The sequence below is a fragment of the Chryseobacterium sp. RU37D genome (assembly GCF_900156075.1).
GTDB lineage: Bacteria > Bacteroidota > Bacteroidia > Flavobacteriales > Weeksellaceae > Chryseobacterium.
On record NZ_FTMM01000001.1, the window covers coordinates 158343 to 173089 of the forward strand.

The window sequence follows — 14747 nt, forward strand, 5'->3', positions numbered from 1 at the left end:
ATAAATTAATTAAAATATATGAAAAGCATAATAGTATGCATGCATAAGATATGAAATGAGTAAAGAAAAATAGTATTAATAAATGGTTTTCACGAAATTAACGATTTCTTCGAAAGATCCACATTGATGTTTTATTGTGGTACTGGAAATTATCCAAGTGTTATTTTGGAGTTCAAAATTCAAAGCAGAAAGATCTCTTTGAAAGTTCTTTTGAAGGAGAGAATATAGCATTTCCTTGTAGAAATCAGGTGCAATAATCTTTGGCGCAGCAAAATTCTTATTAATTTTAAATAGTGAGGGATTAATTAATTCTTCGTGCTGGAGTAGAACATCTTCCACAATTCCTGAGTACAATTGATTATCCTTTAGATACCAGATTTTATCTGCAAACTCTTTTGCCAATCGCCAGTCGTGTGAGGAAAAAAGAATAAGCTTATTTTGTTTTTTGGCTAATTTTCTGAGCGTTTTTAGAATAATGATTTTATTTTGTTCATCCAGATGGGTAGTGGGCTCATCAAGAATAATGACAGGTGAGTTCTGTGTCAAAGCTCGTCCAATAAATGCTTTTTGAAGATTTCCGTCTGAAAGGTTTTTAAGCAAAATATTTTTATACTGAGCCAAATCCAGCTGTTCTATAATATTCAAAACTTCCTTCTGGTCATCATTTTTAAGCTCAAAATAAAAAGGGTAATAAATATATTTTCCCAGAGAAATTAAATCTTCAACCGTATAATTCTGTGGAATAACTGCTTTTGAAAAAACAACAGCAACATACTCGGCAATTTCTTTAACAGAAAGATGTTTTACATTTTTATTATTAATAAAAATTTCTCCGCTTAAAAGTGTGATTTGATGTAAAATAGATTTAATTAAAGTTGTTTTTCCAACACCGTTGTTGCCAATCAATAAGCAAACCTCTCCTAAATTCAAATGGGCATTTGCATTTGAAATTAAGGTTTTATTGTAGCCGATGTTTGCTTGATTGATTTTTAAGTGCATTCTGTTGGTTTATCGCAAAGGCGCAAAATTTCTTTTACAAAAATACTGTTTTAAGGCGCAAGGAATTTGACTTTGTCAAATTTTTTATGATGTTTATTTATAAAAAGTTTACAATTCTTGTTACACCATTTTTAAAAACATCAGATTGAAAATTTAATAACAATCCTAGCTTACAATTTGTCATTTTCAGATAAGTCAAAAGTTGAGCTTTATGTGTTGGATTTATATACTCAACAGTTTTGATTTCTAAGATTAATTTATTTTCGACAATTATGTCTAATCTAAAAGCATTTTCAATTTTTAATTCTTCATAGATAATGGGAAGAAACTTTTGTTTCTCTACAAAAAGTTCGGCTTTGGTCAATTCATAAAATAAGCATTGCTCATACACATGCTCAAATAATCCGGCTCCAAGTTTCTTGTGTATTTTCTATCCTGTTTCAAAAACTATTTTTGATAATTCATTTTCTGTCATTTGTGTTGTGTTCTTTATTTATTGTTTTTTTGTTAATCGCAAAGGCGCAAAGATTTCTAATTTTCAACCCGTTTTAAGGCCCAAGAAAATCGAAGATTTTCAGCAAACAATGTGCTAATTTGACTTTACAAATATGCAGGTTTAAATTTTATCAAAGATAAAATCCTTGCGCCTTAAAATAGTATTTTTGTAAAATAAACTTTGCGCCTTTGCGATTAACAAAAGTTAAACTTTATTCTGTCTCAAAAGCATCATCAAAATTACAGGGATTCCAAAAACTGAACTTATTACATTTAAAGGAATTTGAGATTTTTCCGCGATAATGGAGAAAAATAACATCATCAACATTCCCAAAAACATATTCAGAATCCATTGCTGCCATAATTTTGCCGGATTGTAAATTAATCTGCAAAAATGCGGGACAATAATTCCTATAAATAAAATAGGTCCTAAAAAAGCTGTAATTGAAGCAGAAAGGAGGGAAGAAGCGGTTATAGTTAAAATTTTTAACTGATTCAAATTTACTCCCAGACTTTGGGCATATGAGCTTCCCAAAGAATTTCCAATTAATGGTTTTACAGCTTTAAAACAAAGTATTGAACCAATCAAAATAAAAATCGACAATACATAAATTTGATTTCGTGTCACCATATTGTTCGCTCCAAAAGACCATAAAATATAATTCTTTAGGCTCTGATTTTCTGCATAAAACTGAAGCAGAGAAACAATTGCCCCGGCAAACGCAGAAATCAAAAATCCAAAAATGACTAAGTAAGATTTATCCTGGAATTTCCTGGAGATTGACAGCAAAACCAGCATCAAAATTAAACTCCCAACAATTGAAGACAAGCTTAAAAAACTGTTTTGAAGAAACTCCGGAAACTCAACGTTATATGAAAAAAATATATAAAAAGCCACAGAAAGGCTCGCTACTGAGGTAATTCCCAAAATATCAGGACCAGCAAGTGGGTTTTGGAAATATTCCTGCATCAAAAACCCGGATGTAGGAATGGAAATACCAGCTAAAAGCATTACCAGAACACGGTTGACACGAATTTCAGCGATCTGGCTATTGGAGGATTCCGAAAAAAAATCAGGAAGATCTAAACTTAAAAATCCTGTGTTCAGATTAATAACCGCAGTGAAAATAATAGCGATCAATAACAATAAACACAGGATTTTAAACTTATTTGACATAAAAAAGTCCGTAAATCTTATTTTAAAAGAGAATTGATTTTCTCATTAAGCTCTTTTTCATTAATCATACCTAAGGTCTCATCGGTCTTATCACCTTTTCTCATGAAAGTAAACGGAATTGCACCGCCGTCCCATTGTTTAAAATTTCTCTTAAAGAAGTTTCCATCCAGAAGCTGTCCATCCAAAAGAACCGTATGATCCTGAATACCACGTTCTGCAGTAAAGCGAGGAACTTCCGAATTCCAAACATCCTTTTGGTCTAAACTTACGAAAGTAATTTTTACAGGTTTTCCGTTCAATTCCTGAATTTTATTCTTAAAGTGTGGAATCTCTTTTACACAAGGACCACACCAGGTAGCAAAGAAATTGGTTACATACAGCGTATCATTTTTCTTACCCAAAAACTCAGAAATTTTCTCTGGCGTAACAATTTTTAAAGCAACCCCAGAAGCTTCAGGTTTAGAAGCTATGGCAGAATCTGCAACTGATGTAGTTTCCTCATTTTTTTGACTTTCTTTTTTGCAGCCTGCCAAAGCAAACAAAACAAGCGTGGATAAAATTATCTTCTTCATAAATTATTTTTTATCTATTTTTGAATTGAAGTATGGAACAACAAATCTATAAAGGGAAACTGATACAGTTTCATTGGCTAAAAATAACGAAAAAGGAAGACCTGACCAAAAATACTTTCGCACTTGAATTTGAAATTCCCAAGAATTTAAGGGAAAATTTTAAGTTTGAAGCCGGTCAGTTTGTAAGTATAAGATTTAAATCTCACGGCAAAGATGTCATTAATGATTACTCGATGACTTCAGCACCTTACGAAGGAAAAATAGCTTTGGGTATAAAGGTAAAATCACCAGACGGAGAGACTTCGCAGCTTTTTAAAAACTACAATATCGGTGATGAACTGCTTATAAGCGAACCTTCCGGAAGATTCACCCTGGCTTCAAAGCCAAGTGAATTCAGGACCATTATAGGCTTTGCGGCAGGAATTGGCATTACCCCTATTTTAAGTCATTTTAAAAATATTCTTCATAACGAGCCCAGAACAAGAATGTTTCTGTTTTTTGGAAATAAAACCAATGAAGATCTTATCTACAGAGATCAGTTGGATAGTCTTGCGAGAACCTTCGGCAAAAGGCTGCAGATATTTTATTTCTTCTCACAGGAAAAAACATCGAACAGCTTTTTCCAAGGGAGGCTAGATGATAAAAAATTAAGCTTGATAGTTAATCAAATTCTACATTTAGATGATACTGATGAGGAATCTACTATCTGGGATGCTGTAGACGAAGTTTTAATATGTGGAAAAGGGGATATGATTAAAACTCTGGCCAACGCATGCTATCATCACGGCATTCCAAAGAAAAATATTCACTTTGAGCTTTTTGAAGAATATAATGACGATATTTATCATGTCGAAAAAAAGTTTCCGCTGATAAAAAATGTTGATGTAGAATTTAAAATGTTAGGAGAGATGCATCATACCAAGCTTCCTGATAACAAAGAAAAGCTGCTTCAGCAATTATTAGCTCAGAAGTTTCCGGTTCCTTATTCCTGTAAATCAGGTATTTGCGGAAGCTGCGAATGTATTTTAGAAGAAGGGGAAGTTGAGCTGCTGGAAAATGAATATTTGACGGAAAAAGAAGAAGAAAAAGGACATATTTTAGCTTGTATGTCGATTGCAAAAAGCAAGAAAATAAAACTTAACTTTGATCTTATTTGAGAATTATAAAAACCATATTTAGCCTGATTTTCATATCAATAGAAATAGGAATTCTGCTGATATGTCTTGCTAATGCCTGGGTTTTTGCACTGACGGACGGCAGGACCTATACAAAAATCTCAAAAATCCCGCCGAGGGAAGTCGCTCTGGTTCTGGGAACTTCTCCAAAAATGAAATCCGGGCTTTCTAACCCTTATTTTACTAAAAGAATGGATGCGGCAGCGCTTCTCTATCATCATGGGAAAATTAAGCACATCATCGTAAGCGGCGAAAAAAGTAAAGGTTATAACGAGCCGGCCGCCATGAAAAATTACTTGATCTATCAGGAAGGTGTCCCTGAGGAAATTATTATTGAAGATCCTAAAGGCTTTAATACCTACAAAAGCATTCTGCGATGCAAACACGTTTATAAGAAAGATAATGTAATTATTGTTTCACAGGGGTTTCATAACCTCCGGGCTTTGCTTTTCGCGAGAAACAACAGTATGAATGCTCTGGGCTTTGATGCACAAGACGTTTCAAGGCCGGAAAGCTACTACAGAAACCAGTTTAGGGAGATACTCGCGAGAACGATTGCTGTAGTATATTTTGGTTTGGGAATTTCGCCGGATTAGAAAGGATAACCAAATGCAATGTTCAGCGTAGGCTTGAATGGTTGGAAATATTTCAGCCTCCATCTGTCGCCTTCAGGTTTGTTCGGATCATAGATTTTATAGGCAAGGTCAAGACGTAATGTAATGTAAGCAACATTCACCCTTAAACCAACGCCGCTACCAATACCCACCTGTTTGAAGAATTTATTAAATTTAAATTCGTCACCATATCCGTCATTATAATTTTTTAAGCTCCAGGTGTTACCAATATCCGTAAAAATCGCTCCTTCATACATGTCATTAAACGGTACTCTTAATTCTACATTGGTAGTAAGCTTCACGTTATCTGTAATATAGGTACGAACCCTTTCATCAACCTGTGAATCTGCAGGCCCAAGGCCTCCAAAAGCCACCCAGGCTCTGATATCATTAGAACCACCATTAAAATAAGATCTGATTACTGGCATACTTTCAGAATTTCCGTAAGGAATTCCAATCCCCACAAACTGGCGAAGGACTAAAGTATTTCTATTAAATTTAAAATATTTCCTTACATCAAAATCAAACTTCACAAACTGAGCATAAGGTATTCCGAAAATGGTTCTTTCCGGAGCTGTTACAATACCCCCGTCATTTCTTTTTTGATTAAAAATACTGAAAATGTTTCCGCCTAATTCCACTTTTCCATTAAAATAAAAAGCATTCGGATAATCTTTTTTACCAATTTCATTATAAACGAAATTATAGATCATTGAAGAAATCAAAACATCCTGAGTCTGCCTGTCTTTATTGACCAAAGTACCAATGAAGGCATTATAGAGACCATCGTACTGCGGGTCTAGATTTTCCTGATAATCTAGGTCATCCACTATCTGTTGGGAAACTTGGTCTCTGGTGAGTTTACCCGCAGTGAAATCAGTTTCAACCGCAGGATGAGACTGAAAATAATTTGCGAAAATTTCATCCAATACCTCCCTGTCATTCACAAAATAGTCATAATAGGCAGATTTATTTTTGGTTAAACTTAGCTGGGTATTAAATAATGTCAGTCGGTGAGATACTTTATCATTTACTGTAGCCAGGTAATTTAAACCGGTATTAAAATTCACCCTTCCCAATCCGATATTATTCTGAACTGAAGCTCCTAAAATAATAGAGGAAGTAGGGCTGTACCTTTTAGGTAGTAATTTATAATAATCAAAAGGCAATAGCAGCTTTGGAAAGTTTAATGACGCCTGCGCAGATAATTCGTAAGCTAATACTCTTTTGCTGATATCTTTAGGGCTTCTGATGGAGCCAAATGTTCCGGCAAGGCTGGTAGAAAGGTTTTCTGCACCTCCAAAAATATTTCTTGTGGTAAGATCAACAGAAGGAGATACCCCCAAATTCAACAGCTGGGAATAATTAATATCCGTTGCTAGCTTTAATTCATATTTAGGAAGCGGTTTCAAAATATACATTACATCAACAATGCTGTCATTAGGTGCTGTATCTCCGCCACTTCTTAAAGAATCTCTTGATTTAAGAATACTAAAGTTATTCATTGACAACAGATTTCTTTTAGTCAAATCAAGTTTTTTTTGATCATAAATCTGTTTTGGGCCTACCGTAATTGCTCTCCAGATTGCGCGGTCTTTATATTGATTATTCGTCTTATGAAATCTGATGCCCCTTAAGCTGTCCTTGATTGTCTTTTTATGAAAGTCGTTCATTTCGTCAACAATAGCAACATCTATATTCCCAATAGTTGCCACTTTATAAGGTGTATCTAGAGAATCCTTATGAACTTCCAGGGTTAAGGGAATCTGTTTTCTGCTTTTAAGAGAATCTGCAATGAAATAAATTTCATCTCCAAGACTGTTAAATTTATAATATCCATAATCTCGCATCAAATCATTAATTCTTGTAACCTCTTTTTCAAGAACAGTCTGATCAAGAATCTGGCCTTGTTTTATGAGCGTTTCATGAATTTTTTGCTGATAAATATTTTTTACCGTTGGGTCTGGTATATTATAATAATATTCTTTTATGTAAGTCGGATCTTTATGGGTAATGAAGTAGGTAACTGCCGCTTTTTTAGCTGCAGAATCAAGATCATGCTTAAATTTTACTTCTGCATCCCAATATCCACGATAAGTCAATCTTTTTTTGATAGATTCAGCACCTTTTTCTGTTTTTGTCTGATCCAGAATTACAGGAGCAGAGCCCCAGCTATGATATAACCTGTCGAAGAAGAGGCTTTTCCCAATGCTGCTTTTCATATTATATTTTACAAAAAGTGAATCCCTTAACTTTTGATCTCTCAATTCATTAGGATATGTCATGTATTCATTAAGCAAAGTATCATATTTGGGATTTGCGGCATTATACAGCCACAAACTTAATGGCATGAAAAGAAATTGTCTTTTATTGGGTTTTTGCTGAACATAGCTTCGCAGCTCACCATCGAAAGTTTCTTTTTTATCTTCAAACTCAAAATTATTTTTTACAAGCAGATATTCGCCGTCGGGAACTTTTTTCGTTGTACTGCATGCATACAATAGACCAACAAATGTTGCAAATGAAATAATTTTATAATATTTTTGAGGAGAATTCTTATAATGCTTACAGCTCATACAATAAAAGTTTTACAGTCTTTAGATAAAAAGAAATTCAGACAAAAATACAATTTGTTTTTGGTTGAAGGTAATAAAATCATTTGTGAACTTTTTAATTCTAACTTTAAAATTAAAGAAATATTCTCTATCGATCCGCAAAAATTAGGCCGGACGAATTTTCCTGTAACCCATATCTCTGAAAATGAGCTAAAAAAAATTAGTTTTCTTCAGCATCCTAAAGATTCTGTTGCGGTCTGTTATCTTGAAGAGGAAAAAAAGTCATGGGATAAGAACATTCAATTGGTTTTGGATGGCATCCAGGATCCGGGAAACCTGGGAACAATTATCAGGCTTGCAGACTGGTTTGGGATTGAACAGATTATCTGCAGTGAAGATACGGTTGATTTTTATAATCCAAAGGTAATTCAGGCTACAATGGGGTCTTTTACGAGGGTAAATATTTTTTATACCAATTTGGTCGACTATCTTTCAAAAACAGAAAATATAAATATCGGAACAGATATGGATGGGGAAAATATCTATCATTTTAAAAAGCCTGATAAAATGAATTTAATTCTGGGCAATGAAGGCAACGGAATGCGTCCGGAAACTGAAAAACTTCTCCAAAAAAACATAATGATACCGAGATTCGGAAAATCACAGTCTACAGAAAGCCTGAACGTTTCTATGGCAGCAGGGATTATTTTGGGACAATTATTTTCTAATGGAAGAGATTAGATTTTAGAAGTTAGTAGTAAATAGTTTAACTAACCTCTAACCTCTAGTCTCGAACTTCTATATAAGCTGTTCCATACTCGAAACACTTTTATTTTTTTGATAATTTTCAAGTTTTTTTCTTACGAATTTTAAAGCGATAGGAGCGAGGTATATTAATGCAGCACCAAGAATTTTTTTCTTCCAATTGGAACTTTTTAAATTCTTTTTTGCATAATTTCCCACAAATGCAGTAACTGCCAATTTCATAAGCGCATCACCTGCACCACCCTTAAAAGCTGAACTGGCAATACCCATAGCAGCATTCTTGCTAATAAAAGCATCTTTGATTTCTGATGTAATCTGCTTAGCTATAATATCTTTCCTGAGAACAACCTTTTCATCACCGTCTTCATCTACTTTTTCCTGCAGATACTGATCTGTCAAACCATTAGTGAATGCACTCAAACTTTCCTTTGTGTTCTTAAACGTAAGAAGGTTTTCCAGATCATTGATTTCGGATTTCAACATTTTTTTCTTTCTTCTCAGTTCCTCCAAGCTTTCATACTTTCTGCCCATAGTCTAATGATTTAAAAATTTAATAACCTGATCTGCTACATAATTTACAATTTTCTTTTTAAAAATAACAATAAAAATCATTATTAAAAGATAAAATGCCGCAATAATAAGGAATCCGTAGGAATAATTATCCAAAGCTTTTCCTATAAGGAAGGCGATCCCAAAATTGAATAGAATAATGAAAAAACCAAAAGCCACAAGCAGTATCACAAAATAAGTGATCATACCTGCAGAAAGCGAAGACTTTTCTGTAGCTTCTATTTTCAGCAGATCAATCCTCTTTGACGCGTATTCTTTAATAGTTTCAATCATTGTTTTTTTTTAAAGTTATAAAAAAAGGAACTTTGTTGTATAAAGTTCCTTTTCATAATTTATCTAAAATAAATTATTTATTATTTTAGATCATTTAGTTCTGACTCTACATTTTTTACTACATCTGCAGTTTTAGAAACAATTTGATCTTTATATTTATCATATCCATCTTTCATAGTATGAGCTACGTTGCTCGCTGTTTCTTTGAAAGTAGAAGAAATATTACTGTATTGGTCTTTTACTTTTTCGGAAACTTCTCCATATTTATTTTTAGCCTGATCTTTAAGATCGTTTGCCTTAGTTTTTATCTTCTTTCTAGTTTCCTTACCTTCTTCAGGAGCATAAAGCATTCCTAAAATTACACCTGCTGCAGCACCTGCAAGAAGTCCTGCCAAAATACCCGCTGTATTGTTTTTTCTAGACATTTTTTGTTTTTTTAATAGTTAAAATAATATTAGTTTTTATGTATTGAAGCCTACAATTAACATACCAAAGAAAGGAATGTCTTATTAAAAAATGTTAAATCTTTCGAATGTGAGATAAAATACTCTCGACGGTTTCCTCTTTGGTAAGATTAGTATTATCGATCACAATAGCATCATTAGCTTGCTTCAAAGGAGCAATTTCCCGCTCACTATCAATCTTATCTCGTTCTATAAGATTATCTTTTACCTGCTTTTCATCAGCCTTAATTCCCAAAGAAAGCAGCTCATTATATCTTCTTTTGGTACGTTCGTCAATACTTGCTGTTAGGAAAAATTTATAGTCAGCATTTGGCAGAACTACTGTCCCAATGTCGCGTCCGTCCATAATAATGCCACCTTTTTCTGCCAAAGAACGTTGAGACTGGAGTAAAAAATCTCTTACTTCCTTCTGTTTTGCAACAAAACTTACATTATCGGAAACTTCATTTGTTCTGATAGCTTTTGATATATCAATATGATTAAGAAAAAGAACCAATTCTCCGTTGTTATTTTTAAATTCAAGCTCAATTTGGTCAAAGGAAGAGAAAAGCTCATTAAAATCAATAGAATCATCATCATTAAGGCAGTTCTGAAGTGCGAACCACGTCACGCCTCTGTAAAGCGCACCCGTATCCAGATGAATAAGCCCAAGCTTTTCAGCAATGACTTTTGATATTGAACTTTTCCCGGTAGACGAGTAGCCGTCGATAGCTATTACAGATTTTTCCATATTGCAAATTTCAAGAAATTTTCTTAAAAATCAAGAAACCTTAAGATATTTCTTAAGGTTTTATTTTATTTTAAAATATTTCAGTTAATTATTTAATATCCTGCATGGCTCGTAAGATCCACAGAAATACCTATCTGATTGACATTGGAAGAGTTGTGATACCTCACATGAGCATAATCAATCCTGAATCTCGAAAGCTTGATCCCGAAACCGGCAGAAAGCCCTGAGAAGTTTCTCTGATCTGCCACCGCTAGCTCATTTCCTCTTTTTACATTATATCCAAGCCTGATATTGAAACTTTTTTCTGGGAACAATTCTGCACCTATAGAGAAATGGTCGGCAATTTTTCTGCCCGCATTTACTTCCTGCCCGTTTACATTATATTGAGAAGAAATATTGAATTCCTGAAGGTCATGTGCCGTAATTGTAACAGCCAGAGGAATTGCTTTTAATATCCTGGTATATCCTAAATCTATCCTGAATGGAAGATTTTCCCTTGTTCCGTTGAAAGATTTAAACTGATACCCGAAATTTCTTAAAATTAATGATGCGGTTTCCTTATTTTTTTTATTATGATAGGTAACTCCGAGATTTCCTGCGACGGCAGAAGAAGTATAGTTATCAATTTTTGAAGTAATGAAGTTTAATCCTCCGCCAATGGTCCAGTCTTCTTCAAACTGATAGGCATATCCGGCTCCGATGGCAACATCTGAAGCTTTAAATGTACCATTTTCAAAACCGCTTTCATCCGTTCTCGGGATGTCTCCATAGCTCATATATCGAGCATTGATCGTAGCCATATGGCCGTTATCAAAGTCTTTTGCATACGCTATGGTTCCGTATTTTGAATCCGCAAGATAGGCTGTTGCATTTACAGAAAGCTGGTTATCAGAATCTTTATTTAGCAAAGAGGGGTTTGCAATAGCAAAGGATACATCACGATCTCTAATGGAAATGGCATCACCTCCCAAAGCCGCCTGTCTTGCAGAAACAGGAAGGTTTAAAAAAGGGAAAACGTTTGTTCCTGTTTGTGCATAAGAAACAATTCCTGATAGAAATAATGAAAAAATGACAATTTTCTTCAATTCAGTTTATTATTAATGCAAAAATAATCCTTTTTCGTACTTTTCAAAATATTTCTCACATTATTTATTGGTAAATATTCAAGTTTTGTGAAAATAGGGGTTTTTATTATGATGGTGTGGGATTTTTAATTATTTTTCTCAGAATTAAATCTTCAAGGTTTCAAAAAACTAGGTTTATTTATTTGCGGAATGTTATAATCAACCTTAAAAACAGCTTACAATGTAACATTTAAAAATTTCAGACAGAATTAAAAATCAACCCTATTAATGATTATATTTGCACAGTCAAAATTTTGACAACATACGAACTAAAAAGTTATTTAAAAATAAAGATGAAATATAAAAGAATCCTTCTAAAACTGAGTGGTGAAGCCTTAATGGGAAACAGACAGTATGGTATTGACAACGAAAGGCTGCAGGAATACGCTGCTGAAATCAAAAAAGTAGTCGACAAAGGCTGTGAGGTTGCCATTGTAATTGGAGGAGGAAATATTTTCCGTGGCGTTGCAGGAGCTGCGAAAGGAATGGACAGGGTACAGGGAGATTATATGGGAATGCTTGCAACAGTGATCAACGGAATGGCTCTGCAGGGCGCTCTGGAAGATGCAGGAATTAAAACAAGACTTCAGTCTGCCATTGAAATGGATAAAGTAGCGGAACCTTTCATCAAAAGAAGAGCAGTAAGACACTTGGAAAAGGGAAGGGTTGTGATCTTTGGAGCAGGTACCGGAAACCCATATTTCACAACGGATACTGCAGCAACATTGAGAGCGATCGAAATCGGGGCAGACGTTATTTTAAAAGGAACAAGAGTAGACGGTATCTACGACAGCGATCCTGAAAAAAATGCAGACGCCGTAAAATATAATTCATTATCTTTCGACGAAGTTTATGCTAAAAACCTGAAAGTAATGGATATGACAGCATTTACTTTGAGCCACGAAAACAAATTGCCGATCATTGTTTTTGATATGAACAAAGATGGTAATCTTGAGAGAATTGTAGATGGCGAAAATGTGGGTACTTTAGTTGACTTATAATAAAAGAGCCAAGTGAAATAAAACATAATAAAGCTTGTAAATTAATAGCTTTTTACTTTTAACCTGTTTTTTAACTTGAACCTTCAATAAATGTGTAACTTTTCAAATTTTAAATATATAATGGAAGAATTAGATCTTATATTAGAATCTGTAAAACAGGACATGGATGCAGCAGTAAAGCATTTGGATCATGCTTTTCAAAGAATCAGAGCCGGGCGTGCTTCTACAACAATGGTTCAGGATGTAATGGTGGAATATTACGGAGCATTGACTCCCATCAACCAGGTTGCAAATGTTTCTATTCCGGATGCCATGACGATTTCTATTCAACCTTGGGATGCTAAAGCCATTAATGATATTGAGAAAGCCATTGTCAATTCAAATTTAGGTTTTGCTCCTTCCAATAACGGAATTAATATTATCCTTAATGTACCGCCATTAACAGAGGAAAGAAGAAGAGATTTAGCAAAACAGGCAAAATCTGAAGCTGAAAATACCAAAATCGTAGTAAGAAATGCGAGACAGGACGGTTTGAAAGAACTTAAAAAACTGGAAGGTGTTTCTGAAGATGTTATTAAAGGGGTAGAAGCAGATATTCAGGTACTTACTGACAAATATGTAAAGCTTTGCGATGAGCATCTTAAAGCCAAAGAAGCTGATATTATGAAAGTCTAATTTTTAGTTCTTTGAGAAAAATAAAAAAGCGGTTTCCATTTAAGAAGCCGCTTTTTATTTTATAATGTTTTTAATCTTTTAAATTTACTGATACCTCTTATGTTCATTATCCTTAACAAATAATTTTGTAACCGGCTTGAAGAATGCTTTATATTTTTCTGCATCAAATAATTGTGAATCCGTAAGGGCTTTATAGGTCATCCAAACCCCGAAAGGGAAAAGGACAATATTAGGAATCCATGCTGCGAGATAAGGATTTATTTTTCCTGACCAGGCCATATTTTCCGTACTTACATTGATTACATAGAAAATAATAAAAATTACAATCGCAATGATCACAGGAAGTCCCATTCCCCCTTTCCTGATAATAGAACCCAAACTCGCTCCAATCAGGAAAAAAATGATACAGGTAAAAGAGTAAGAAACAATTCTCTGCTGATAAATTACTACTTTGCTGTAATATTTTACCCCAGGATTAATCTCGTTATTTTTCGTGTCTAAGGTATTTTTAAGATTACCTAATCTGTTGTAAGCATTAAAAATCATTTCTAATTTTTTATCGCTTTTTACTGTATCCAGTTTCACCAGCTGTTTTGGTTTTACCTTCGCTTTATTCGTAGTGGCATCCATGTAGCTGATCACGGAATTGGTCTGGCTCAGCACATCATTATTAACGTTGGTAAAGAATTTATCATTGTCTTTTTTTGTTTTATCAATGGTGGTATTCAGCTCATTAAAGGTCTGGAAACGGTAATCATCCGTGATTTTTTCTTCCTCAATTGCTTTGTTGATAATTTCACTTACATCAAAATGCGAAACCAGAGTATCAAATTTAATGGCCTGATCCGGCTGTTTTAATCGTACATTGTCGCCTTTACCGGCAAAGTTATCTTCATAAACATAACCGTTATATAAAACCAGTTTCAGATAATTTTTATTAGCAGCCGGAATAAATTTCCCTTTTTCTGCTACAATAGACTGTTGGTTTTCGTAATTACTGGCTTTTCTGTGAACAAAAACTCCGTCAATATTTTCTCCATTTTCTCCCGAAATTTTATCAAACTTGACCATATATCCGGGTATCTGATCGATAAACTGCCCCGGTGTAAAGTTCAAAGCAGGCTTGGTTTGGGCAATATTAAAAAGCATATTTTTTGCCTTTCTCTGAAAATCCGGAATAATATTATTGGAAAAAAAATAGAGCATGACAGACATTATCATTGTCACTCCCAAGAGCGGAAGCATGACCCTTGTCAACGAAATTCCAGCCGCTTTCATGGCTGCAAGCTCATACCGTTCACCAAACTCCCCGAAAGACATGATACTGGCCAGAAGAATGGTGAGCGGCAAAACCATACTGATAACACTTACCCCAAGATAAAAAAGAAGCTTCATAATCTGCCAGTAGCTCAATCCTTTTCCCATAAACTGTCCTAGCTGAACCCAGATAATGTTTACAATAAATATGAAAAACAATACACTGAATATAAAAAAAAATGGCCCAAAAAAGGTTTTTATGATGTATCGGTCTAGTATTTTTAACATTCGTCAAAATTAA

The 14747-nt window shown here is 34.2% G+C and carries 16 protein-coding genes; 5 read left to right on the forward strand and 11 right to left on the reverse strand.

Going from position 1 to position 14747, the window contains the following annotated elements; genetic code table 11:
* Nucleotides 1-75 precede the first annotated feature (75 nt).
* From BW926_RS00735 to BW926_RS00750, 4 genes are all read right to left on the reverse strand, one after another.
* Nucleotides 76-999, reverse strand: a complete 924-nt coding sequence (locus BW926_RS00735; RefSeq protein WP_076443480.1) for an ABC transporter ATP-binding protein — start codon at nucleotides 997-999, stop codon at nucleotides 76-78.
* Nucleotides 1000-1096: 97 nt separating this feature from the next.
* A complete protein-coding gene (locus BW926_RS00740; RefSeq protein WP_228403367.1) occupies nucleotides 1097-1426 on the reverse strand; it encodes a GxxExxY protein in 330 nt (109 codons plus the stop codon).
* A gap of 273 nt (nucleotides 1427-1699) precedes the next feature.
* Nucleotides 1700-2671: a FecCD family ABC transporter permease gene (locus BW926_RS00745; RefSeq protein WP_076443481.1), complete on the reverse strand. Its 972-nt coding sequence runs from the start codon at nucleotides 2669-2671 to the stop codon at nucleotides 1700-1702.
* Nucleotides 2672-2688: 17 nt separating this feature from the next.
* Nucleotides 2689-3243, reverse strand: coding sequence for a TlpA family protein disulfide reductase (locus tag BW926_RS00750; RefSeq protein ID WP_076443482.1), 555 nt, complete (start codon nucleotides 3241-3243; stop codon nucleotides 2689-2691).
* Between the two features lie 32 nt (nucleotides 3244-3275).
* Between BW926_RS00750 and BW926_RS00755 the strand changes: the two genes are divergently transcribed.
* Together BW926_RS00755 and BW926_RS00760 are read left to right on the forward strand one after the other, a co-directional pair.
* Nucleotides 3276-4400, forward strand: coding sequence for a flavin reductase family protein (locus BW926_RS00755; RefSeq protein ID WP_076443483.1), 1125 nt, complete (start codon nucleotides 3276-3278; stop codon nucleotides 4398-4400).
* Nucleotides 4397-5014: a SanA/YdcF family protein gene (locus BW926_RS00760; RefSeq protein ID WP_076443484.1), complete on the forward strand. Its 618-nt coding sequence runs from the start codon at nucleotides 4397-4399 to the stop codon at nucleotides 5012-5014. Before BW926_RS00755 ends, BW926_RS00760 begins: the two co-directional genes overlap by 4 nt.
* Here the strand turns inward: BW926_RS00760 and BW926_RS00765 are convergent.
* A complete protein-coding gene (locus tag BW926_RS00765) occupies nucleotides 5011-7608 on the reverse strand; it encodes a translocation and assembly module lipoprotein TamL (protein WP_083672225.1) in 2598 nt (865 codons plus the stop codon). The two genes, BW926_RS00760 and BW926_RS00765, sit on opposite strands and share 4 nt — an antisense overlap.
* On the opposite strand from BW926_RS00765, the gene BW926_RS00770 reads away from it, so the two are divergent.
* Nucleotides 7594-8328, forward strand: coding sequence for a TrmH family RNA methyltransferase (locus BW926_RS00770; RefSeq protein WP_076443485.1), 735 nt, complete (start codon nucleotides 7594-7596; stop codon nucleotides 8326-8328). The two genes, BW926_RS00765 and BW926_RS00770, sit on opposite strands and share 15 nt — an antisense overlap.
* A gap of 57 nt (nucleotides 8329-8385) precedes the next feature.
* On the opposite strand, the gene BW926_RS00775 is transcribed toward BW926_RS00770, so the two are convergent.
* The 5 genes from BW926_RS00775 to porQ form a co-directional block, all read right to left on the reverse strand.
* Nucleotides 8386-8883, reverse strand: coding sequence for a phosphoribosyl-ATP pyrophosphatase (locus BW926_RS00775; RefSeq protein ID WP_076443486.1), 498 nt, complete (start codon nucleotides 8881-8883; stop codon nucleotides 8386-8388).
* 3 nt (nucleotides 8884-8886) lie between these two features.
* Entirely contained in the window at nucleotides 8887-9195 is a 309-nt protein-coding gene (locus BW926_RS00780; RefSeq protein ID WP_076443487.1) for a phage holin family protein, read from the reverse strand.
* A gap of 80 nt (nucleotides 9196-9275) precedes the next feature.
* Nucleotides 9276-9620 (reverse strand): YtxH domain-containing protein, encoded by a 345-nt coding sequence (locus tag BW926_RS00785; RefSeq protein ID WP_076443488.1) that lies wholly within the window; start codon nucleotides 9618-9620, stop codon nucleotides 9276-9278.
* A gap of 94 nt (nucleotides 9621-9714) precedes the next feature.
* Nucleotides 9715-10389 (reverse strand): (d)CMP kinase, encoded by a 675-nt coding sequence (cmk, locus tag BW926_RS00790; RefSeq protein WP_076443489.1) that lies wholly within the window; start codon nucleotides 10387-10389, stop codon nucleotides 9715-9717.
* A 92-nt stretch (nucleotides 10390-10481) separates the two neighbouring features.
* The gene (porQ, locus tag BW926_RS00795) at nucleotides 10482-11474 is read right to left on the reverse strand and encodes a type IX secretion system protein PorQ (RefSeq protein ID WP_076443490.1); all 993 of its coding nucleotides are present in this window, start codon (nucleotides 11472-11474) and stop codon (nucleotides 10482-10484) included.
* A 332-nt stretch (nucleotides 11475-11806) separates the two neighbouring features.
* Here porQ and pyrH point away from each other — a divergent pair, with 332 nt between their 5' ends.
* The gene (gene pyrH, locus BW926_RS00800) at nucleotides 11807-12514 is read left to right on the forward strand and encodes a UMP kinase (RefSeq protein WP_076443491.1); all 708 of its coding nucleotides are present in this window, start codon (nucleotides 11807-11809) and stop codon (nucleotides 12512-12514) included.
* A gap of 120 nt (nucleotides 12515-12634) precedes the next feature.
* The gene (gene frr, locus BW926_RS00805; protein ID WP_076443492.1) at nucleotides 12635-13189 is read left to right on the forward strand and encodes a ribosome recycling factor; all 555 of its coding nucleotides are present in this window, start codon (nucleotides 12635-12637) and stop codon (nucleotides 13187-13189) included.
* Nucleotides 13190-13273: 84 nt separating this feature from the next.
* Here the strand turns inward: frr and BW926_RS00810 are convergent, their stop codons facing one another.
* Nucleotides 13274-14734: an LptF/LptG family permease gene (locus tag BW926_RS00810; RefSeq protein ID WP_076443493.1), complete on the reverse strand. Its 1461-nt coding sequence runs from the start codon at nucleotides 14732-14734 to the stop codon at nucleotides 13274-13276.
* Between the last annotated feature and the right edge of the window lie 13 nt (nucleotides 14735-14747).

Bases quoted from the DNA above. Each gene is read 5' to 3' on its own strand.
- BW926_RS00785 (WP_076443488.1), bottom strand. From the start codon at position 9,620: ATGTCTAGAAAAAACAATACAGCGGGTATTTTGGCAGGACTTCTTGCA.
- BW926_RS00745 (WP_076443481.1), bottom strand. From the start codon at position 2,671: ATGTCAAATAAGTTTAAAATCCTGTGTTTATTGTTATTGATCGCTATT.
- cmk (WP_076443489.1), bottom strand. From the start codon at position 10,389: ATGGAAAAATCTGTAATAGCTATCGACGGCTACTCGTCTACCGGGAAA.
- BW926_RS00775 (WP_076443486.1), bottom strand. From the start codon at position 8,883: ATGGGCAGAAAGTATGAAAGCTTGGAGGAACTGAGAAGAAAGAAAAAA.
- BW926_RS00755 (WP_076443483.1), top strand. From the start codon at position 3,276: ATGGAACAACAAATCTATAAAGGGAAACTGATACAGTTTCATTGGCTA.
- pyrH (WP_076443491.1), top strand. From the start codon at position 11,807: ATGAAATATAAAAGAATCCTTCTAAAACTGAGTGGTGAAGCCTTAATG.
- BW926_RS00810 (WP_076443493.1), bottom strand. From the start codon at position 14,734: ATGTTAAAAATACTAGACCGATACATCATAAAAACCTTTTTTGGGCCA.
- BW926_RS00750 (WP_076443482.1), bottom strand. From the start codon at position 3,243: ATGAAGAAGATAATTTTATCCACGCTTGTTTTGTTTGCTTTGGCAGGC.
- BW926_RS00780 (WP_076443487.1), bottom strand. From the start codon at position 9,195: ATGATTGAAACTATTAAAGAATACGCGTCAAAGAGGATTGATCTGCTG.
- BW926_RS00765 (WP_083672225.1), bottom strand. From the start codon at position 7,608: ATGAGCTGTAAGCATTATAAGAATTCTCCTCAAAAATATTATAAAATT.
- BW926_RS00770 (WP_076443485.1), top strand. From the start codon at position 7,594: ATGCTTACAGCTCATACAATAAAAGTTTTACAGTCTTTAGATAAAAAG.
- BW926_RS00735 (WP_076443480.1), bottom strand. From the start codon at position 999: ATGCACTTAAAAATCAATCAAGCAAACATCGGCTACAATAAAACCTTA.
- frr (WP_076443492.1), top strand. From the start codon at position 12,635: ATGGAAGAATTAGATCTTATATTAGAATCTGTAAAACAGGACATGGAT.